The following is a 20530-nucleotide window of genomic DNA, read 5'->3' on the forward strand; positions in this document are numbered from 1 at the left end:
TGTTGTCGGTGTCCAGGACGGAGCCCGGTTGCTATCCGAGCATCTCGGCGGCGTTGATGGAGGCCGGGAAGGGCGGCACCGTGGTTATCCAGCCTGGGACGTACCACGAGCGGCTGCGGCTTCCGGACGGCGTGACGCTGGTCGCCGAGGACGGCCGCGGAACGGTCACTGTGGACGGTGGCGACGAGGTGGCCGCCTTTGTCGGTGGCGGCCATGTGACGCTGCGCGGCGTCGTGCTCATCGGGGGCGGGGAGAGCTTCCCGGTGGTACAGGTCTCAGGCGGCGTGCTGGAGATCATCGAGGGCGAGGTCACGGCGCGCGGCATCGTGGCGATCCATGCCCGCGGCGGTGAGCTGCGAATGCGGGGCTGCCGGGTCGGCAGCCCGGACGGCGCCGCTTTCCTTTTCGAGGGGGATGCCACCGGCCACGTCCAGGGCACGACCGTGGACGGCACGGGACGCGGTGCGGTGATCATCACCGGGGAGGCTCGTCCGGCGTTCCAGGGCTGTACCTTCACCGACATCCGCGGGCCGGGTGTGCTCTCCAGCGCGCCTGGCGGGCGGTTCGACCGATGCGAGATCGGTCCGGTCGACGGGCCTGGCGTCGTGGTCGAGGCGGCCGGGGCGGTGGAGCTGCGCAAGACGACGATCCGGGATACCACCGGGGCGGGAGCGGCGGTCGCTGGCGGGCGGCCCTTGTTCCAGGAGTGTGTGATCCGGGCGACCGGCGGTCACGGCGTCGCCGTGGCGGGCGACGCCGCGCCGGTACTGCGTGACTGCACGATCGAGTCCGCCGCCGGCTTTGGGCTGCACCTGACCGGTGCCGCGCAGGTCACGGTGACCCGCTGCAGTGTCAGCGAAGCAGGCTGGGGCGGACTCTCCGCCACCGAGCGCGTAGCCATCACCACGAAGGGCGGCAGCTTCACGGCCCAGGCGGGCCAGACGAGCCTGCTTTTCTCCGGCGAGGCCCGCGGCACGCTGCAGGGCACCAGCGTTCACGGCGGCACCGACGGGATGGCGGTCCAGGATTCCGCCACGGTCCAGACGGAGCAAATGGTGGTGGCCGGCACGACCGAGGTGGCTGTACGGGTCACCGGGGGACCGTGTCGCTGTCGGACTTCCGCGCCGAGGGCGGCGGGCAGGCCGCGATAGCGGTCGAGGGTGGCCGACTCTCCGCGCAGAACTCCCACATCCGTGGCGGTGTCAACGCCCTCGTCGTCGAGGCCGCGGGCAGCGCCACCGTTACCGGATCCGACATCGCATTGGCCATGAACGACGGTGTTGTCGTGCGGGGCGGCAAGTTGGAGCTTCTCCGTACCCGTGTGGCAGACGCGAGTGGCGCCGCCGTCCGTTTCGGAGCCGGCTCGACCGGCCGCGTCGAAGGATGCGAGTTCATCAACTCCGCCGAAGGTCTGGCCGTCGAGTCGGACCGGGGTGTTTCCCACACGGGCAACACCACATCCGGCGGCGGCTTCAAACCGCCCAAGCTTACGGGCGTGCAGAAGGCCGAGGACTTCGCCGTCAACGCTCTGATCCCTACCATCCAGGCCGCCTCCGTCGTACCGGAAGGCGCGGCGGTGTCCGTGGTAGGCGGGGGAGGGGACGGCACGGACCCGGTCGGCTCGCTGCTGTCTGAACTCGAAGGGCTTGTCGGACTGGCCGGGGTGAAGCGGGAGGTGGCGACGCTCGTCGGTCTGCACCGGGTGAGCCAGCGTCGTGCGGAGGCGGGCCTGCCGGTACCGCCGATGTCGCGGCACATGGTCTTCGCGGGCGCACCCGGCACCGGTAAAACCACCGTCGCGCGCCTCTACGGCCGTATCCTCGCCGGGCTGGGAGTACTGCCGGGCGGGCAGCTCGTCGAGGCGTCCCGGGCCGACCTCGTCGCCGAACACATCGGTGGCACCGCCGTGAAGACGACGGAGAAGTTCACCTCGGCGATCGGCGGTGTGCTCTTCATCGACGAGGCGTACACGCTGTCCCCTGTGGACGGCGGCGCGGGCGGTGGTGGGCACGACTTCGGGCGAGAGGCGATCGACACGCTGGTCAAGCTGATGGAGGACCACCGCGACGCGGTCGTGGTCATCGTCGCCGGGTACTCGCCGCAGATGCGCGCCTTCCTGGAGTCCAACCCCGGGTTGTCGTCGCGGTTCGCCAAGACGATCGAGTTCGAGAGCTACTCCACGCCGGAGCTGGTCACGATCGTCGAGTCGTTGTGCCGCAAGCATCACTACGCGCTGGAGTACGACACCCGCGCCGCGCTGGGCGAGCTATTCGACGGGATGCCGCGCACGGCCTCGTTCGGCAACGCGCGGGTGGCCCGCCAGGTATTCGAAGAGATGATCGGGCGACAGGCGTTCCGGCTGGCCCAGTCGGCGACCTCGTCCGGTGTGGAGCTGGCCCAGCTGCTGCCCGAGGACCTCGGCGCTCCGGCGGACGGCGGCGCGGAGGAGGCGGCCCGGAACGGCGAAGTGGACCGGCTGCTGGCGAAGCTGCACGGGATGATCGGCCTGTCCGAGGTGAAGCGGGAGGTCTCGGAGCTGATCGACCTGCTGGAGAACGTACGCGCCCGGTTGCGGGCCGGGCTGCCCGCCCCGTCGGTCTCCCGGCACCTGGTCTTCTCCGGACCGCCCGGCACGGGCAAGACCACGGTCGCCCGGCTGTACGGGCAGCTTCTCGCCGCGCTTGGCGCGCTGCCGCGCGGGCAGCTTGTCGAGGTGGCCCGCCCGGATCTGGTGGGGGAGTACATCGGACACACCGCGCAGCGCACGAAGGAGGCGTTCGAGCGGGCCCGGGGCGGCGTGCTCTTCATCGACGAGGCTTACACGCTGGCTCCGCCGGACGCTCGGCAGGACTTTGGGCGGGAGGCGATCGACACGTTGGTCAAGCTGATGGAGGATCACCGCGACGAAGTCGTGGTGATCGCCGCCGGCTACGAGGAAGAGATGGCGGCGTTTCTGGCGGCGAACGCGGGCCTGCAGTCCCGTTTCACCCGCCGCATCCATTTCGCCAACTACGCCGCCGACGAGCTTGTTGCCATCTTCGAAGGGCTGGCGCGCCAGGCCGGCTACGAGTGCCGGGGTGACACGCTTGTGGCGCTCCGGGCCCTCTTCGAGGCCGCGCCGCGCGATCGCACGTTCGGCAACGGCCGCTACGCGCGTCAGGTGCTCGACGAGGTCGTCACCCGGCAGGCCGGCCGGCTGCGCACCGCTACGGCGCCCACTGTGGACGACCTGCGCGCACTCCTCATCGAAGACATTCCACTTGCCGCGACACGCCTTTGAGAGGGCGGATGAGCTGCTCGTATATCGAATGACGAGCTAATCTCTCACGTCCCGAGGCGACCGTGTACGCCATGTTGGCGCTCCCGCTGCGGGACACCCCTGCGAGCCTTGCCGCGACCTCGTCCGAGGGCCGGCTGCGCGCTATCTATGAGGCCCATGGCGAATCACTGCTTCGCTTCCTGACCAAGCGGAACCTGGGCGATGTCGAGCGCGCCAAAGACCTGCTGCAGGAGACCTTCCTGCGTGCATGGCGGCACGTCGACGACCTCCCGGACGAGCCGGGCTTGCTGCGGGCCTGGCTGTTCACGGTGGCACGGCACGTCACCATCGACGCCGGCCGGGCCAGCCGTATCCGTCCCGCGGAGGTCGGCGTGCCGGACCTGCGGGCTTTCGCGTCCGGCGAGGATCCGGCGGAACAGGTGACCGCGGTGTACACGGTCCGGGCGGCCCTGGCGCGACTGTCGCCGGCGCATCGGGAGATCCTGGTGGAGCTGTTCTTCCACGACCGTACGCCGCGGGAGCTCGCTGAGAGGCTGGGCATTCCGGCGGGGACCGTCAAATCCCGTACCTACTATGCGATGCAGGCACTCGCCGCCGCGGTCGAGGCGGACTGAGCCGCTGTTGAACCACAGCTGGGTCTCCGGCCGTTGTGTGGGCGTCGGGCACCCACGCGGCGGTAGAGGGAGGAAGACCCATGGTGGCGGAGACGCTCGTCGGCTCGGCCGTCGTCGCCGAGGTGGTGGCGCACGTGCTGCTGGTACGCACCACCGACGACGATCCTGAGCCCTACACGCTCCTGGCGAACGGATTGCCGGTGGAGACCGAGCGGCCGGCGGTGCTGTTCACACCCACCGTCAGCCGGCTCGACGGCATCTACTCCGTCCTGCCCGAGATCCTCGCCGAGCATCTGAAGGTCGCCGCCACGGCACTGCGGCTTGTGGCACTGAGCGACCCGGACCGGCCGGGCACCCTGTTGTCGTCGGTCTCCTTGCTGGCACGGCGCATCGGCATTGAGATACTCGCGCCGATCGGCCCACTCGTCCCGGGCGGTACCGGCACGCCCGCCTGGGTGCGGTACGGGCCGGACGGCTCGACGGGCTACGAGCCGGCGTGGACGCACCTGCCGGCCATCGCGCCACGCCGGGGCCCCACGAGCGTGTACGACGTTCCGGCGCTGCCAGAGCTGGACCAGCGCACGATGGTCTTGCCCGCGAACCCCGTGGTCGCGTACGACGTTCCGGCGCGGCCAGGCCTGGGCCAGCGCACGATGGTCTTGCCCGCGGACCCCGCGATACCGGCGGCGGGCCCCGCGCCCGCCGCGGCCTCGGCGGTCGCGGCGGCACTGCGGGCACCTGCCGCGCCGAGGGCCGAGGCGGCACCGCCTCGCCCGCCTGCTCCGGCCGCCGCCCGGGAGGAGCCGAGAGCGCCGGCACCGCCATCCCCCGAAACACCGCCCGCCACGAGCGGCCGCAGTCAACAGGCTGCTGCGGAGCGGGCCTGACGGTGTGGACGCCGCCGAACTCGAGCGCCTCACCGCCGTCGCCGGCGGCACGAGCCGGAGGGCGAGCTGCCGCTGCGGGTGCTGATGCGCGAGATCACCTGGTCGGTGCAGGCCAGCCGGCTGGAGCGGGTCCTGGTACGGCTGCGCGCCCCGGTGCCGAGGGCGGTCGTCAGCGCGGAGCCTGTCGACGCGGACATGGCCCCGGGCCTGGATGGCGCGGGACGTGTCTACGAATCACGAGAAGCAGCCGGATAGTTCGGCGACTGTACAATGTGGAGGGTTAGATGAGTGACGATTTCGATCCGGAATCGGATTCTGCGCTGGTGTTCCGCGCCGATTTCGTACACCAGGCCGAGTGGGAGGCGGTCCGGGCGGCGATCGAGGCACCGGAGGACGACGAGTTCCTCGCGTACGTCCAGTTCGTCGAGAACCGGAAGTACGAGGGGCTGACCGCTGCGCGCCTGCTGGAGATCGAGGCGGGGAAAATGGGCGGGTTCGCCTTCATCGTCGACACCGAGACGCTGACCAACCCGGAGCACCCGGTCCTGGTGGTCAACCTCAATAACTGGTCGGAGGACGATGACGACGACGCCGATGACGGCGACGATGACGAAATCCACGGCGAGCAGGATTCGCGGTACGGCGAGACCTTCCGCGTCATCCCCGATGCGATGTGGTCAGTAGAGAACAACCTGTCGTTGGCCAACATGGACTGGGAGGACTTCGCCGACAGCGTCGGGGCGGACGGCGTCTTCCGCGGCTTCTGAAGCCAAGCCGGGCGAACCGCCCGGCCCGACTCCCGCCCAGGCGGGTCAGCAGCTCGCGCAGGATCGCCAGCTCGCCGGGGGTGAGCCCGTCCGGGTCGCGGTCGAGGGCGGCGGCGAGCGTGATGGCCGCCGCCCGCCGTGACGTTGGCCTGGCCGCCGTCCCGCGCCCACCGCGGGGTGCGGCCAGCACCGCAGAGATCGCCGCCTCGCGTACCCGCTCGGCCAGGCCCACATCCCGCTCGCCCTCCGGCTGGGTGATGAGACTCAGCGTCACGCCAACGTTGGCGGCGTAGATCTGCGCGGCGGCATCGGCTGGCGGGACGCTGAGCAGCCGGTGCCCGGCCGCCCTTTTCAGCAGGCGGGTCAGCATCTCCATCGCCGGCGCCGTGACCGCACACGGCTTGCCGGGCTGGACGTCGCCGTAGAGCAGCGCGTAGAAGCTCGGATGGGCCAGCCTGAACTCGACGTGCCGGTCCCAGCCGGCGCGCAGGTCGGCGATCGGATCCGCGGACTCCTCGGGTGACCCGCTCGGCGAGACGTACTGTGTGAAGCCGTACCGCACGACGGCGTCGACCAGACCTTGCCGGCTGCCGAAGTGGTGGTACCTATAGCGCCGCTATCTCCGCTGCGCTGATCGCCTCGTGTGAGCGCCGTCACGACGAGCCCTCCGCGCCTCCTACGTTCACGTGATGCCGGGGCCGGTCAGAACCGGCCGCGCCGCGGGTCAGCGCGGCACTTTCCCGTTGTTCGCACGATCCGCGGGCACCCACCGCGGCGGTTGCATTGACGCCGTGAGCAACCACAACGAGAAGGGCTCTCGACGATGAGCGGCAACGGCAAGCCGACGGTGGTACTGGTACACGGGGCGTTCGCGGACACGTCGAGCTGGTCCGGGGTGATCAGCGAGCTGCGGCGCAACGGCATCACGGCGCGGGCGTTCCCGAACGGGTTGCGCACCGGCCAGGTGGACGGCGCGCACCTCGCCGACTACATCGGCTCGATCGACGGCCCGGTGCTGCTGGTCGGCCACTCCTACGGCGGCATCGTGATCACCGAGGCGGCCACCCGCAGCGACAAGGTCACCGGCCTTGTGTACGTCGCGGCGTTCGCGCTGGAGGAGAACGAGACTCCGCTCGGCTACCTGGGCCAGTTCCCGGCCAACGAGCTGGGCACGGCGCTGGTCGACCAGCACTTCACGACGCCGGAGGGCGCCGACGAGGTGGAGCTGTACCTCGCGACCGACAAGTTCCGCAAGATCTTCGCCGCTGACCTCCCCGCCGAGGTCACCGACGTCCAGGCCGTCAGCCAGCGGCCGATCCTCGCCAAGGCGTTCGGCACGCCGGCCGGCAAGGCCGCTTGGACCAGCACCCCCAGCTGGTACCTCGTGGCGGAGCAGGACGAGGCGATCCACCCCGACGCCCAGCGGGCCATGGCCGAGCGCAGCGGCTCGAGCACCGTCAATGTGCCCGCCTCACACTCCGTCGCCGGCTCCCAGCCGGCGGTGGTGGCCAACCTGATCATCAATGCGATCAAGCAGCTGGAGGAGAAGTGAAGATTCGTAAGCGTTGGGTCGCGGCGGCCGTCGCTAGCGCGGCCGCGGCCGCACTGGCGACCGGCGGTGTCGCGATCGCCAGCGAACGCCCGTCCCACCGTCCCAAGCCGACCATCGTGCTGGTCCACGGCGCGTTCAACGACGGCTCGTCGTGGAGTGCCGTCATCGACCGGCTGCAGCGGGACGGGTACCAGGTCATCGCGCCGGCGATCCCGCTGCGCGGTGTGCAGACCGACTCGCAGTACCTGGCCAGCGTCCTCGACAGCATCGAGGGGCCGGTGGTACTTGCCGGTCACTCGTACGGCGGCATGCTGATCAGCGAGGTCGGCGCCAGCGACCCCGACGTGCGCGCCCTGGTGTACGTCGCGGCCTTCATCCCCCGCGCCGGTGAGAGCGCCGGGCAGCTCAACGGGCAGTTCCCCGGCTCGCTGATCGGTCCGGACACCACCTTCACCCGCGAGTACCCCGGCGGCACCGACATCTACGTGCGGCCGGACAGCTACCGGAAGCTCTTCGCCGCCGGTACGTCGCAGGACGTCTCGGTCGCCGCCGCGGCCCAGCGCCCCATCAACGCGGCGGCCTTCGGCGACCTGGCCACCAAGACGGTGCCGGCCAACGTCCGCGAGTACGCGCTCGTCGCGACCGAGGACAAGGCGATCCCGCCGGCCGCGGAGCGGTTCATGGCCAAGCGGGCCGGTGCCACCACCGTCGAGGTGCGCGGCGCGCACAACCTGCCGGTCGCCCAGCCGCGGAAGGTTGTCGAGCTCATCGAGCGGGCGGCCGGGTAGTCACCCTCCCGGCCGCCGGCGGCCCGCGCGTGATCCGCGCGGGCCGCCATCCCGTTTTACGACTCGGCCCGATCAGACCCTTCGAGGGTACGGAGGACGACATTGGCCAGCTGGACCCGCGAGTTGACGCCGAGCTTCTGGAAGACCGCCCGCAGGTGCGAGTTGACCGTGCTGGGGGAGAGGAACAGCTCGGCCGCGGCGGACTTGTTGGTGTGCCCGTCGGCGACCAGCCGGGCGACGCGGCGCTCGGTCGCGGTGAGCGCGGCCCAGCCGGTCTGCGGGCGCGGCGCCGCCGGCTGCCGCCGCGCGCGAACCCCCGCGGCGCGCAACAGGCCGCGGACCCGGCCGGCGAAGGCGGGTGCACCGTGAACGGTGTATGCCTGCTCGGCGCGCCGCAGCGCGGGGACGCCGCTGTCCCGGTCGCCCGAGGCCAGCGCCAGCCGGCCGGCCTCCTCGTCCACCCGCGCGGCCAGCAGCGCCCGCGGCGCCTGGCCGAGCAGGACCACGGCCGGCGCGAGGTCGCCGGTGACCAGACCCTCGGCGAGCGCTGCGGCGCCAGCGAGGCTTGCCACGCCGTCGTTGCGGGAGGCGAGGTCGGCCAGCGCTTCAGCGGCGGCACGCAGGGTGGCCTCGTCGCCGGTACGGGCGGCCGCACAGGCCAGGTGGACAAGGATCTCGTCGCGCCACACCGCATCCGCGTATGCGGCAAGCTCGACCGTGGCGGGTCCGGCCGGCTTGCCCTCCGCGTCCGCGACAAGCGCCCGCAGCAGGGCGGCTGGATCGCCGCGCCGCTCGACGTTCGCCAGCTGCACGTGGGCGCCGGGCAGGTCGCCGCGCAGGAGTGCGACCTGGGCGAGCACGGTGCGGGCCCGGGCCTCCAAGGTGTGGTCGTGCAGCTCGTCCATCGCCCGGAGGGCGGCGGTGGCCGCGGCGGTCGCGGCATCGAGCTGCCCGGCGCCAAGCTCGAGGTGCGCCCGCACCCACGCCAGCTCCGGCGCCTGCCAGGAGTCGGCGCCCACCCCGCCGCCGGTGGGACCGTCCGGCAGCTCGCCGCGCGCCGCCGCGATCTGGTCGAGATGCCCGCGCACGACGAGCCGGCGCAGCCGCAGCGGTACGACGGGGAGCGCGCCGGTGGTGCCGGCCGCCCGCGCGGCGGCCTCCTCGGCGGCGTGGTAGTGCCCGAGAGCCGCGCGGTAGTACCCGCCCCGCTCGGCGCGAGATGCCTCAGCGGCCCGCGCGGCGGCCGTCGCGGCTGGATCACCGTTTTCGGCGATCTCGGCGCCGGGGGCCAGGAACGACGCGTACGCCCGCAGGCGGGCACGCAGTGCGGGCGAGGCGCCGGCGGCCCGCTCGTCCCGGGCCCGGTCGGCGAGCTCACCGAACCGGCCGGTGGACCAGAGGCCGGGCGCCAGGGACAGGTGGAGAGCGGCGGCGGTGTCGGGCGGCGGGCTGGCGTCGAGAAGCTGGTCGGCGAGCGCGGCCGCCTCCTCCCTCCGGTGGGCGTGCAGCAGCACCGACACGACCTCCTGACCGACGGCCGCCCGTTCCGGATGGTCCTCGGGAAGCAGCGCGAACGCCTGCCGGATCAGCTGCACCGAGGTCACCGACATCGTGTCGAGCAGGTCGTGTGCGGCGCGGCGCAACACCGCGGCGGCAGCCGCGTCGCCCGGGGTGGCGGTCGCCAGGACGTGCGGGGCCGCCTCGGCCGCGCCGCGCCCGGTGCGCACCAGGTGGTCGGCGATGGTGCGGTGGGTGGCTCGGCGGGCGGAGGGTGGTACGTCCTCGTACACCGCGCGCCGCAGCAGCTCGTGCCGGAACACGATGAAGGAGCCGTCGTCGACGAGCAGGCCGGCCCGGATCGCCTCGGCCAGTGCCTCGGTCAGCGCGGGTACCGGCTCGTGGAGCAGCCAGGCGGCGTCGTCCAGCGCGAAGCGGGCGCCGAGCACCGCGCCAGTGCGTACGAGCGCGGCGGAGCCGGCGGAGAGCGTGGCCAGGCGCTGCCGGACGCCGCCGACAAGCCCGGGCGGTACAGCCTCCCGGCGTCCTGGGCGGCGCCCGGCGCGAGGAGCCCGTCGACAAGCTGTACGGCCAGGAACGGGTTGCCCCCGGTCTGCCGCAGCGCCCGCGCCAGCGGGGGTGTGGCTGGCTCGCCGAGCCGGTCGGCGGCGATCGCCTGCAGCGCCTCCTCCGGCAGCGGGTGCAGCTCCAGGTGGTGGACCGGCAGGCCGGCGGCCGAGGCGGCGACAAGCTCCGCCGGCCCGCCGGGGATGTCGCGGGTGGCCACGAGCCAGACCACCGGCGCCGCCGCCAGCCGCGCCGGGACGATCCGCAGCATGAATATGGAGAGCGGATCCGCCCAGTGCAGGTCGTCGAGCACCACGAGCAGCGGATCCCGCTTGGAACGGCGGGTCAGCAGAGTGGCGAGGTGCTCGGCGAGCCACAGCGGCTGCTCGATGACCGGGGCGAGATCCAGGAACTCGGCCGAGGTGACCAGTGGGTCGGTGCCGGTGCGCAGGGCCGGGCCGAGCGAGGCCAGCGGCGCGATGCGGTCACCGTCGTGTGCGGCCGCCTGGCCCACGGTGTACCCGAGGCGGGTAGCCTGCGTCACGGCCTCGGCCAGCAGCGTCGTCTTGCCGATGCCGGGCTCGCCGCGGACGACGACAAGGGCCGCCCCAGACTCACGGCTCCGGCGCAGGGTCCGCAGGACGAGATCCAGCTCGCTGCCGCGGCCGCGAACGGCCAGCGCACCGGACACACTCACCTGCCCCACCAACGCCCTGTCACCTCGCCACTTTACGAGGTCAACCGCGCATGCGGCCGTTGCTGCGCACAAGGGGTGGTGGCGACTAGGCTGCGCGCGTGCTGGACCTCGTACGGGGACTGGTGATGGAGGTGAATGCGACGGACGGTCTTCGGCTAGGCGTACTGGGGCCGATCAGCGCCGTGCGCGGGACGGTCGCGCTCGACCTCGGGCCGCCCCAGCAGCGCGCGATGCTGGCACTGCTGCTGGTGCGCGCCGGCGGGGCGGTGAGCATCGAGGAGTTCACCGAGGCGCTGTGGGGGGCCGATCCGCCGTCCAGCGCGACAAACGTGGTGCACCGGTACATCGGGGCGCTGCGGCGGCTGCTCGAACCCGACCTGCCGCCACGGGCCAGCGGCAGATGGCTGGTCCGCGACGGCGCCGCGTACCGGCTCAAGGTGGACGCCGAGGTCAGTGACCTGCCGCGCTTCCGCGACCTGGTCCGCCGCGCCCGCAAGGCGGTGGAGGTCGGCGATACCGCCGCCGCCACCGCCGACTATGCCGAGGCCCTCGCGCTGTGGCGAGGGCCGTGCGGCGCCGGCGTCGCGGTGTCGGCGGGGCGGCGCTACTTCGCCGCAATCGACCGGGAGCGGTCCGCCGTCGCGCTGGGGGCGGCGGACGCCGCGCTGGCCGCCCGCCGCCCGCAGGAGGTGCTGGCGGGGGTGCGGGGCGCGGCTGCGGTCGACCCGCTGCACGAGCGGCTGCAGGCGCGGCTGGTGACGCTACTGTGCGCGGTGGGCCAGCAGGCCGAGGCGCTGCGCGTCTACGAGGACACCCGGGTCCGGCTCAAGGAGGCGCTGGGCAGCGCACCCGGTCCGGATCTGCGGGACGCCTACCTGCGGGTGCTTCGGCAGGACCAGCACCCGGCGCGCGAGGTGCGGGAGGCCACGGCCGGGCCGGACGAGTGGTACGCACCGTCCCGGCCCGCGCAGCTTCCCGCCGACCCGCCCGGCTTCGCTGGCCGGGAGAGCGAACTGGCCGGGCTGCGGCGCGCGCTGGACAGCGCCCAACCGGGCACTGCGGCGCTGGTCGCCATCGACGGCATGCCAGGCGCCGGCAAGACCGCGCTCGCGGTGCACTGGGCACACCTGGTCGCCGACCGGTTTCCGGATGGGCAGCTCTACGTCGATCTGCGCGGCTTCGGCCCCGGGGACCAGGTGAGTCCCGGCGCGGCGCTGTTCGGGTTCCTGCGGGCTATGGGTGTCCCCACGGGGCAGATACCGGCCAGCGTGGACGCGCGGGCTGGCCTGTACCGGAGCCTGCTGGCCCGCCGGCGGGTGCTTGCGGTGCTGGACAACGCGCGGGACGCACAGCAGGTGTGGGATCTGCTGCCGGGTGGGCCGGGCTGCCTGGCGATCGTGACGAGCCGGCGGAGCCTGGACGACCTCGTCGCCGCCAACGGCGCCTACCTGCGCACGCTCGATGCGCTGTCCATTGAGGACGCCCGTCGCGCGCTGGCCGGGCTCGTCGGCGCGGCCCGGGTGTCCGCGTGCCCGATGGCGGTCGAGCTGATCCTGAGCCACAGCGCGGGATTGCCGCTTGCGCTCGCCGCGACGGCCGCGCGGTTGCTGGCCGACCCGCGCGACTCGCTCGCCGGGGTCGCCGCCGAGCTGCGCGCAAAGGCGTCGATACTGGACGTGCTCCGCGGCGGCCTGTGCAAGTCCTTCAACTGGTCGTACTACCAGCTCGACGCGGCGACAGCCCGGCTGTTCCGCCTCCTGCCGCTGCACCCCGAGCCGGAGGTGACCGCGCCGGACGCGGCCCGCCTCACTGGCACGTCCACCCGGGAAGCGGGGCTACGGCTCGGCGAGCTCGCCCGGCAGCACCTTGTCGCCGAGACCCGTCCGGGCAGCTACCGCATCTCCGAACTGGTCCGCGAGTACGCCGCCGAGCTTGACCGCAGGGAGATCCCGAGGAGTGCGGGGCTCGCCGGCAGGATCGGCGTTCCCACCGCCTGAGGCAGCAGCGGCAGGATGCGGTCCCGCCGCTGCTGCGACTCATTCACCGAAGGGCGCGCAGGAACCGCTCCGCGACCGGCACCGAGCCGGTGCTGCTCTGGCCGCCCTTCTCGACGAAGACCGCGAACGCGAGGTCGCCCTGCCAGCCGATCCACCACGCGTGCGCGTTCTGCGGGTTATTGTCGAACTCGGCGGTGCCGGTCTTGCCGGACACCGGGCCGCCGGGCACGTCCTGCAGGGCGGTGGCGGTGCCGTCGGTAACCACCTCGCGCATCATCTCGCGCAGCGGCCGCACCGAGTCGGGCCTTAGCTGCGGGCCGGTGACGGCCGGCTTTGCCGGTGCGGGCTCCACGACGAGCGTAGGCTGCCGCCATTGCCCCGAGGCCACCGCGGCGGTCGCGGAGGCCATCGCCAGCGGGCTGACCACCGTGGTGCCCTGGCCGAATGCGGCGGCCGCCCGCTCGGCCTCGGAGCCGCCTGTGGAAATCTTCCCCGAGAAGGCGTCGAGGCCGAGGCCGAAGTCCGCCTCCAGGCCGATGCTGCGACCGGCCTGCGCCAGCCCGTCCGGGCCGAGCTGGGGAGCCAGCGCGGCGAAGGCGGTGTTGCAGGACTCGGCGAAGTCGACATGGAACGGGACGGCACCGAGCGAGAATCCCTTGGAGTTGCGGAATTCCCGACCACCGGCCGCGAACCGTGCCGGGCAGTCCACAATGGAGTCGGCACGGACCTCGCCGCGGTCGAGCACGCCGAGGGCGGAGACCATCTTGAAGGTGGAGCCCGGCGGTACCTTCGCCTCGAACGCGGCGTTGAACGACCCGCCGTCCGGCCCGTTGGCGGCCGCCACCACAGCGCCGTCGCTGAGCCGGACGGCGACCAGGGCGCTGACCGTGGGAATGCCGCGCAGGGCCGCGTCGGCCGCGTTTTGCACGCGCTGGTCGAGCGTTGTACGGATCGACTCACCCGGGGCGGGGTCGGTGCGGAAGACCTCGACGGGCTTCCCGGCCTCGCCGCCGCGGCTGACGACCACCGCCTGGCCGGGTTTGCCGCGGAGCCGGTCGTCGAATGCGCCCTGCAGCCCGCCGTGCCCGATGCGGTCATCCGCCGTGTACTTGCCGGGGTTCTTGTCGATGTCCTCTTTGGTCACCGCCGAGACGGAGCCGAGCAGCGCGCGGGCGAACTCCCGGGTCGGCGCGAGGTCCAGGTTGGACTCGACCGCGCTGAGGCCGGGCAGGTTGACGATCTGGGACTCGATCTGCTCGTACGCCTCGCGCCGCAAGGTGACCACCTCGACGGCGGTGCCGGGCTTGGCCCTGCGCCAGCTGATTCGGCAGGTCGGAGAGGTCGACGTTGGTGTCGATCGAGGCGAACGCGTCGCCCAGCTGCTGGACCGTCGTACCGGCATCGGTGACCTCGCCGGGCTCAAGCTGGATGTTGACCACCGGACGGGAGCGGACGATCGGTTCGCCGGCCGAGTCGAGGATGTTTCCACGGGGCGCCTCTTTCCGCCGTACCGCCAGGGCGTCTCCGGCGCCCAGGTCCTTGTGCACCGCGCTGGGTTCCCAGATAACGTCCCAGCCGCCGTCGCGCTCGCGCAGCCGCACCGACGTGTCGTACTTCCAGTGGGCGCCGCCGGGCAGCGTCCAGTCGACCTTCACCTTGGTTGTCGCCACGCCCGCGTTCACGGCGGCGCCGCCGTCGCGGTCCAGCGCGGGTGGTGTCTTGCCGAGCTCGCCGGAGAGGCTCTTGATCTGCTTCGCCACCTCGGCGGCCGGTATCGACCGGCCAGTCGGGTCGACGAAGGTGAGCGTATCCAGCTGCCCGCTGCGCCACCCGCCGAGAAAGGCGTCGGCGGCATCCTCGGCACCGCTACCGCCGCTGCAGGCGGTGAGCATCCCGGACGCCAGCGCCACACCCGCTACGGCGGCCCGGACACGCATTGGACGGCTTTTCCGGCCAGACATCGAACAGAGCTCCTGCCTGCTTCGTGGACACCCCCACAACGCATTCCCAGGGGATCCGGCTCAACCGGCGCCGGCGAAACCTCGGGTCCCGAGGCGGCGCGCCGGACGGCCCCGTTTCTGGCCGGCCAGCCAGCCCGTCTAAGGCCGGCCAGAGACGGGTCTGGACGACGTTTCCAGGCGGTCGTCGACGCCTGGTCGACATCCGATGTACGGCCTCGTCCGCCTCGCCCGCCGTTGGTCCACTTCATGGCGAGCCGGTGTCGACCCCTCGGCGCCATCATTCGGACCGACCGCGGCCAACGCCGCGCCGTCCATCCCGAGGAGAAGAATGCGACGCAATCCTTGGGCCACGCTGACTGTGCTGGCGCTCGCACAGTTCATCACCGTGCTCGACGTCACGATCGTGAACGTGGCCCTGCCCGACCTGAGCGCCGACCTGGAGTTCTCCCAGCACTCGCTGCCGTGGGTGATCAACGCGTACACCCTTCCGTTCGGCGGGCTGCTGCTGCTCGGCGGTCGCGCGGCGGACCTGCTCGGCGCCCGCCGGGTGTTCCTGGCCGGGCTGCTGCTGTTCGGCGTCACCTCGCTGGCGGCCGGCCTGGCCACGTCGCCGGAACTGCTCATCGCGGCACGGGCTGTACAGGGCGTGGGCGCAGCGCTGCTGGCCCCGGCGGCGCTCGCGTTGATCGTCCTCACGTTTCCGCCGGGCCGGCAGCGCAACATCGCGCTTGGCGTGTGGGGTTCGCTGGCCGGGCTGGGCGGCACCCTGGGCGTGGTCGCCGGTGGGTTGCTCGTCGACGGGGCCGGTTGGCGGTGGATCTTCTTCGTCAACGTGCCGGTCGTGGTGGCACTGCTCGTCGCCGGCCCCTTGCTCATATCCGCCGAGCGGCACCGGGCGGCTGGGCGCTCTTTCGACGTCGCGGGTGCGGTGCTGGGTACGGCCGGGCTGCTGGCTGTCGTCTTCGGTGTCATCCGGGCCGAGGAGCGTGGCTGGGGCGCGGCCGAGGTGGTCGGCTGCCTGGTCGGCGGTGTGATCGTGCTTGGCGTGTTCCTCGCTGTGGAGGCGCGTACGAAGGCGCCACTTGTCCCGCTCCACCTGTTCCGATCACGCGGGGTCGCCATCGCCGTCGGCTCCCTCGCGCTCAACGGCGCCACGTTCCTGTCGACCTTCTTCCTGACCTCTGTGTACCTGCAGCAGGGCCGGGGCGACTCAGCGGTCGAGGCCGGCCTGCACCTGCTGCCAATGGGTATCGCCGCGGTGCTCGGCGCTGTGCTGGCCGCGCGGCTGACGCACCGGATCGGCGCCCGCTTCGTCCAGCGAGCCGGGGCGCTGGCCAGCCTCGCCGGGCTGTTGCTGTTGTCCCGAGTGGACAGTGACGACTCGTACACCAGCTCGCTGCTGCCCGGCTTCGTGCTGCTCGGTCTGGGTGTGATCGGTGTCGCCGTCGCCGGCCAGATCACGGCTCAGGCGGGTGCCGGCGCCGGCGAGGCCGGCGGCGTGTCCGGGGTGCTCACGACCGGGTACCAGGTCGGCGGCGCGCTGGGCCTGGCGCTGGCGACCACCCTCCCGGCCGAGCACTCCGGCGGCGTTTCGGGGGTGGTATCCGCGGCGGTGGAGACCTTCCAGGACGGGATCCTCGTCGCCGCCGGGTTCGCGGCCGTCAACCTCGTGCTGGCTCTGCTGGCACCCGCCACGCCGCGGTCGCATTCATGACGGGGCGCGGGCAGTCCATGCACGACGACCCGGCACAGCACCCAACGCGGCCACGGCGGCGAGCAGATCCCTGGACGTCGCGGTAGCGGCGGGGGTGCGGGTCGGTGGTGAGCGTGCCGATCCAGCTCGGCGCGCCGCCACCTCCGGCCGACACCCCGGTGTGATCCAGCTCCGTGTGTCCGTGGCACGGCCCGCCTCCGGTCATAGTCATCAGATCGTCGCAGCTGGGGCGATGCCACATCACGTGCGATCCGATGCCGATCCGTTGTCGATCGGTTGTTGGTACGGCCCGGACCACCTTTGAAAGCCGTGTGAAACACATCGGAAAGGAAAACGTCATGTGGTCTGCCGTGACCCTCGCCGCGTTGGCTGCGGTCGGGTGGGGCATCGCCGAGTTCGTCGCTGGCATGTGGGCGCGCCGCCTGCCGGTACCCGTGGTGCTGGGTTGGTCCAAGGTCGCCGGCATGGTGCTGGCAGCGGCGGCCGTCGCAATTGTCGCGACCCCGTTCCCGGCCGATGCGCGGCTGCTGTGGGCGGCCGCGGCCGGGCTGTGCAGCGTACCGGCGCTGGGCTTGCTCTACCTGGCCCTGCGCCGGGGCTCGACGGCCGTGGTGGCACCGGTCGCCGCCGTCGCCGCGACCGTGCCCGTGCTGTGGGGCCTGGCCAACGGCGAGCGGCTCTCGGCCGAGGAGGCAGCCGGCATCGTCGCGGTCCTGGCCGGCGTCACGCTGGTGTCCTGGCCTTTCGGCGAAAGCATCGACCGGGCCCGCCGGCAAGGGGTGGCAATGGTGTACGCGATGGGGTCGGCGCTCGGTATCGGCATGTTCTACCTGCTGCTGCACGAGGCGAGCGCGGCGGACCCGCTCTGGGCCACGGCGGTCGCCCGGGTCGTCGGTGGTGTGGTCGGGCTGGGCCTGCTGGTCGGGATGTGGCTGCGGCGACGCCGCGTATCCCAGCCACCACCGCCGGCTCGGCGGCAGCCGCGCAGGGCGATCGTGGCGGCGGCCGCGGGGGTCCTGGGTATCGGCCTGGCCGACGCGGGCGCGGACGGGGCCTTCGCCTTCGCATCCACACTCGGAGAACTCGGCTCCGCATCCGTCATCGCTTCGCTGTACCCGGCCGTGACCGTCCTGCTGGGCGTCTGGCTACTACGCGAACGCCTGCACCGGCTGCACATCTGCGGCGTGTTCGCCGCCCTGGCCGGCGGAGCGGTGATGGCCGCGACGTAACGCCACGGCCAGGCGTGTCCAGCAGCGCCAAAAGGTCGCCACCTGAGGCGGCGTCGCCGCGCAAAGCGCGGCCGCGCACCCACTCGATTGTGGACGCTAGTGGTCGTCGGATCCATCTGTTGTATATGCGGTAGCGATGACGTTGGTTCAGCCTGTGTGCCCGAGAGGGAAACCGTCGAGGAGGGCACATGACGGCGTCGACGATGGCCGTGTTTCTGGTGGTGGCGGGCGCCCGCTTCCTGGTTCCGCTGCTCATCCCGCGGTTTCCCTTGCCGGCGATCGTGGCGGCGCTGGTCCTTGATGCCGTCGACCAGACGGTCTTCCAGTCCTTTGGCTACGATCCGCCCGGGTACCAGGGCTACGACAAGGCGATGGACGTGTACTACCTCGCGATCGCCTACCTCGCGACGATGCGCAACTGGACCAGCCAGCCCGCGATCAGGATCGCTCGGTTTCTCTACTTCTACCGTCTGGTCGGCGTGCTGTGCTTCGAGCTCACCGACTGGCGGCCGTTGTTGTTGATTTTCCCCAACACGTTCGAGTACTTCTTCATCGCGTACGAGATCCTCAGGCTGGGGTGGGATCCGGCGCGTCGCAGTGCCCGGTTCTGGGTCGTCACGACGGCTTCCATCTGGATCTTCGTGAAGCTGCCGCAGGAGTGGTGGATCCACATCGCGCGGCTCGACGTGACCGATCTGCTCGGCGAGATGCCTTGGCTGGGCCCGGTTGTGGCCGCGGCGGCCGTGGTTTTGGGGGTCGTGGCGTGGTTGGTGGCCCGGCCGCACGTGCCGGCTCGCGACTGGTCGTGGCGTGTCGCGGCCGAGCGGCTGCCGCTGGCGATGGACTCCGCGGACGAGCGCGACGAGTGGATCGCGGCCAATGGGCGTCTGCGCTCGGTGGCCACCATCGAGAAGGTGGTGCTCGTGGGTTTCCTGAGTGTGATCTTCGCGAAGGTCCTGCCCAGCCGGGAGGCGACCTTCGCCGGGCTGTTCTTCAGCGTCGCGGTTTTCGTCGTCCTGAACGCCGCCATCAGCCTGTGGTTCGCCAGGGAGTCGCGCAGCACGGAGTCGGTGCTTGTCACGTTCGGCCTGCGGACGCTGATCAACGTCGGGCTCATGCTGGCCGGCTGGCAGATGGGCGGTGGCGGCGATCTGAACTATGTCAACGCGTTCTTCTTCATCCTGCTGCTCAGCCTGATCACGCTGCTCGACGACCGCTATCGGCCGGTGTACGGTGCGCGCTTCCCACAGGCTCGTCCGGCGGGCCTGCGGGAAGCCGTGGCCGAGCCGGGGATCAGCCGCTGAAACGCTCGCGCAGGACGGCCAGTAGGGCGGTCCCATCGGGGACGCCCAGGCCGGTGTTGGCGTCCCACCCGGCGGCCGCGGAGTACGCCCCGTTGTTTCCGTCGATGACGTCGCGGAAGCCGGCGGTGACCCGATCTGGTGCGAGATCCCGGTAGATCAACGGCTGGAGCTGGCCGAGCGGCCGGCCAAGTGCCTGTGCCAGCCGGCAGACCAGCGCGGCCCACAGCGGGGTGCCGGCGCTGGTGCCACCGACCCAGCCCAGCTTGCCGTCCGCGTGTATCTGGTAGCCGGTTGCGGGGTCGCCATTGGCCGCCACGTCGGGCACGCCACGTCCTGGCTGATCCTGGCCGGGGCGGTTCGGTACCCCCGCGCCGGCCTGCCACGTCGGCAGGTCGAAAGCACGGCTGACGCCGCCGCCGGTGACGCCGGCAGCACCGGTGTTCCACACCGTCTCCGCCATGATCGTGCCGGTTTGCGGGTCGGCTAGGAGCGTGGTGCCGCCGCAGGCGAGCACATGCGGGCTGGAGGCGGGGAAGTTCACGTGGGATACGCCGTCGAACAGTCCGTTGCTGCTGCCGCCGTCGCCGCTGGCGGCCACCACGGTGACGCCGAGTGCGGCCGCCTCGGCGAAGAGGTCGTCCATCGCGTCCAGCAGTTGGCCGGAGGAGGCGACCTCGGACGCGCCCCAGCTCAGGCTGATCGCGGTGGGGGTCGGGTCGGCGTGGATCGCGGCGTGCAGCGCGTTGAGCGCACCGCGGTCGGAGTTTGGCGCGAAGTAGACGACGATCTGCGCTCCAGGCGCGAGCGCGCCGGCGATCTGGACGTCCAGAACCACCTCGATGGACCCGGCGCCGCCCGGCGTGTTGTCGACGCCGTCGACGGCGACGGTGCGGATCGCTGGCTTGGGCAGGCCCAGACCGGCGAAGTAGCTGTCCATGTCCTCGTCGCGGAAGCCGCCACCCATCACGACGATCGCCAGGGTCTGCCCGGTGCCGTCGGTGCCCTCCGGGAACCGGTACAGGCTGGCCAGCTCCGGCGGCGTGTAGACGACATTGGGCTGGCGCTTGATGGCCAGGAGCTCGGGGCGGTAGCGCGGGCGGGTGTCCAGGCCCAGCACGGCGAGTACGACGCCGTCCAGCTCCGTGGGCAGGTGCAGTTCGCCTTCACGCTCGCGGTACTCGCCACGGACTCCACTGAAATGGTCGAAGTCCTCGACGAGCGAGATCTTCGCGCCGAAGGCCTCAGCGAGCTCGGCGAGGGTGCCGGCGACCGTCACGCGGCGCGAGCCGGGATCGGTGTCGAGGACCTTGAGGCCGTACCCGCCCAGGACCCGCTCGGTCAGGGCCACGTCCGCGGGGTCCGCACCGTACCGCTCGGCCAGCTCCGCGCGGCGCAGGATGCCCAGCCCCGCGGCTAGGTCGCGGCGCAGGTCACGCCGGCGCCGCAGCAGCAACGTCACCTCAGCTCGCGCGTCCATGTCTGGCGCGGGCCGGCGCGCGGCGCCGGTATCGCTGCCGGGCAGGAGAGTGGTTGGCCGGTCGTCACCCATCAGGACCCTCGTCTCGCTCGTATGTCCACTCTGGATGGTCCCGCCCCGGCCGGCCAGCCAGGCCAGACGTGGCCGAGCCGGGAACGGGCCACGTCGATTTTCCCCTTAGCCCTTCGTCGCCTGATAG

Annotated in this window: 17 protein-coding genes and 1 pseudogene; 12 read left to right on the forward strand and 6 right to left on the reverse strand. The window is 72.0% G+C overall.

Annotated elements, in window-relative coordinates:
• Nucleotides 1-8 precede the first annotated feature (8 nt).
• From Pflav_RS05245 to Pflav_RS05270, 6 genes are all read left to right on the forward strand, one after another.
• The gene (locus tag Pflav_RS05245) at nt 9-1151 is read left to right on the forward strand and encodes a right-handed parallel beta-helix repeat-containing protein (protein ID WP_173034175.1); all 1143 of its coding nucleotides are present in this window, start codon (nt 9-11) and stop codon (nt 1149-1151) included.
• Nucleotides 1103-3280: an AAA family ATPase gene (locus Pflav_RS05250; protein WP_232071000.1), complete on the forward strand. Its 2178-nt coding sequence runs from the start codon at nt 1103-1105 to the stop codon at nt 3278-3280. Before Pflav_RS05245 ends, Pflav_RS05250 begins: the two co-directional genes overlap by 49 nt.
• A gap of 71 nt (nt 3281-3351) precedes the next feature.
• Nucleotides 3352-3894, forward strand: a complete 543-nt coding sequence (locus Pflav_RS05255; RefSeq protein ID WP_173034177.1) for a sigma-70 family RNA polymerase sigma factor — start codon at nt 3352-3354, stop codon at nt 3892-3894.
• An 80-nt stretch (nt 3895-3974) separates the two neighbouring features.
• On the forward strand, nt 3975-4781 hold the full coding sequence (locus tag Pflav_RS05260; protein ID WP_173034179.1) for a hypothetical protein: 807 nt from the start codon (nt 3975-3977) through the stop codon (nt 4779-4781).
• An 84-nt stretch (nt 4782-4865) separates the two neighbouring features.
• Nucleotides 4866-5036, forward strand: a complete 171-nt coding sequence (locus tag Pflav_RS05265; protein ID WP_173034181.1) for a hypothetical protein — start codon at nt 4866-4868, stop codon at nt 5034-5036.
• Nucleotides 5037-5065: 29 nt separating this feature from the next.
• The gene (locus tag Pflav_RS05270; RefSeq protein WP_173034183.1) at nt 5066-5548 is read left to right on the forward strand and encodes a DUF6924 domain-containing protein; all 483 of its coding nucleotides are present in this window, start codon (nt 5066-5068) and stop codon (nt 5546-5548) included.
• Here Pflav_RS05270 and Pflav_RS05275 read toward each other — a convergent pair.
• The gene (locus tag Pflav_RS05275; RefSeq protein ID WP_173034185.1) at nt 5439-6110 is read right to left on the reverse strand and encodes a TetR/AcrR family transcriptional regulator; all 672 of its coding nucleotides are present in this window, start codon (nt 6108-6110) and stop codon (nt 5439-5441) included. The two genes, Pflav_RS05270 and Pflav_RS05275, sit on opposite strands and share 110 nt — an antisense overlap.
• Nucleotides 6111-6371: 261 nt before the next feature.
• Here Pflav_RS05275 and Pflav_RS05280 point away from each other — a divergent pair, with 261 nt between their 5' ends.
• On the forward strand, nt 6372-7100 hold the full coding sequence (locus tag Pflav_RS05280) for an alpha/beta fold hydrolase (protein ID WP_173034187.1): 729 nt from the start codon (nt 6372-6374) through the stop codon (nt 7098-7100).
• A complete protein-coding gene (locus Pflav_RS05285; protein WP_173034189.1) occupies nt 7097-7888 on the forward strand; it encodes an alpha/beta fold hydrolase in 792 nt (263 codons plus the stop codon). Before Pflav_RS05280 ends, Pflav_RS05285 begins: the two co-directional genes overlap by 4 nt.
• 56 nt (nt 7889-7944) lie before the next feature.
• On the opposite strand, the gene Pflav_RS05290 is transcribed toward Pflav_RS05285, so the two are convergent.
• Nucleotides 7945-9834 carry a helix-turn-helix transcriptional regulator gene (locus Pflav_RS05290; protein ID WP_173034190.1) on the reverse strand — a complete coding sequence of 630 codons (1890 nt, stop codon included), beginning with the start codon at nt 9832-9834 and terminating at the stop codon, nt 7945-7947.
• Nucleotides 9768-10649 carry an AAA family ATPase gene (locus Pflav_RS05295; RefSeq protein ID WP_173034192.1) on the reverse strand — a complete coding sequence of 294 codons (882 nt, stop codon included), beginning with the start codon at nt 10647-10649 and terminating at the stop codon, nt 9768-9770. The genes Pflav_RS05290 and Pflav_RS05295 overlap by 67 nt, the downstream gene beginning before the upstream one ends.
• A gap of 98 nt (nt 10650-10747) precedes the next feature.
• Between Pflav_RS05295 and Pflav_RS05300 the strand changes: the two genes are divergently transcribed.
• On the forward strand, nt 10748-12646 hold the full coding sequence (locus Pflav_RS05300) for an AfsR/SARP family transcriptional regulator (protein ID WP_173034194.1): 1899 nt from the start codon (nt 10748-10750) through the stop codon (nt 12644-12646).
• A gap of 43 nt (nt 12647-12689) precedes the next feature.
• Here Pflav_RS05300 and Pflav_RS05305 read toward each other — a convergent pair whose 3' ends face one another.
• Nucleotides 12690-13931: a penicillin-binding transpeptidase domain-containing protein gene (locus tag Pflav_RS05305; protein ID WP_332107733.1), complete on the reverse strand. Its 1242-nt coding sequence runs from the start codon at nt 13929-13931 to the stop codon at nt 12690-12692.
• A 79-nt stretch (nt 13932-14010) separates the two neighbouring features.
• A pseudogene (locus Pflav_RS47855) lies at nt 14011-14607 on the reverse strand (NTF2-like N-terminal transpeptidase domain-containing protein); the annotation flags it as partial.
• Nucleotides 14608-14935: 328 nt separating this feature from the next.
• Here Pflav_RS47855 and Pflav_RS05310 point away from each other — a divergent pair.
• The 3 genes from Pflav_RS05310 to Pflav_RS05320 all read left to right on the forward strand — a co-directional run bounded on the left by Pflav_RS05310 (nt 14936) and on the right by Pflav_RS05320 (nt 18854).
• Nucleotides 14936-16321: an MFS transporter gene (locus Pflav_RS05310; protein WP_173034196.1), complete on the forward strand. Its 1386-nt coding sequence runs from the start codon at nt 14936-14938 to the stop codon at nt 16319-16321.
• Between the two features lie 338 nt (nt 16322-16659).
• Nucleotides 16660-17550, forward strand: a complete 891-nt coding sequence (locus Pflav_RS05315; protein ID WP_173034198.1) for an EamA family transporter — start codon at nt 16660-16662, stop codon at nt 17548-17550.
• Between the two features lie 188 nt (nt 17551-17738).
• Nucleotides 17739-18854: a hypothetical protein gene (locus Pflav_RS05320; RefSeq protein ID WP_173034200.1), complete on the forward strand. Its 1116-nt coding sequence runs from the start codon at nt 17739-17741 to the stop codon at nt 18852-18854.
• Here Pflav_RS05320 and Pflav_RS05325 read toward each other — a convergent pair.
• Nucleotides 18844-20403 carry a S53 family peptidase gene (locus tag Pflav_RS05325; protein ID WP_197937976.1) on the reverse strand — a complete coding sequence of 520 codons (1560 nt, stop codon included), beginning with the start codon at nt 20401-20403 and terminating at the stop codon, nt 18844-18846. The genes Pflav_RS05320 and Pflav_RS05325 overlap by 11 nt on opposite strands.
• Nucleotides 20404-20530 lie beyond the last annotated feature (127 nt).

This window comes from Phytohabitans flavus, assembly GCF_011764545.1.
Lineage (GTDB): Bacteria > Actinomycetota > Actinomycetes > Mycobacteriales > Micromonosporaceae > Phytohabitans > Phytohabitans flavus.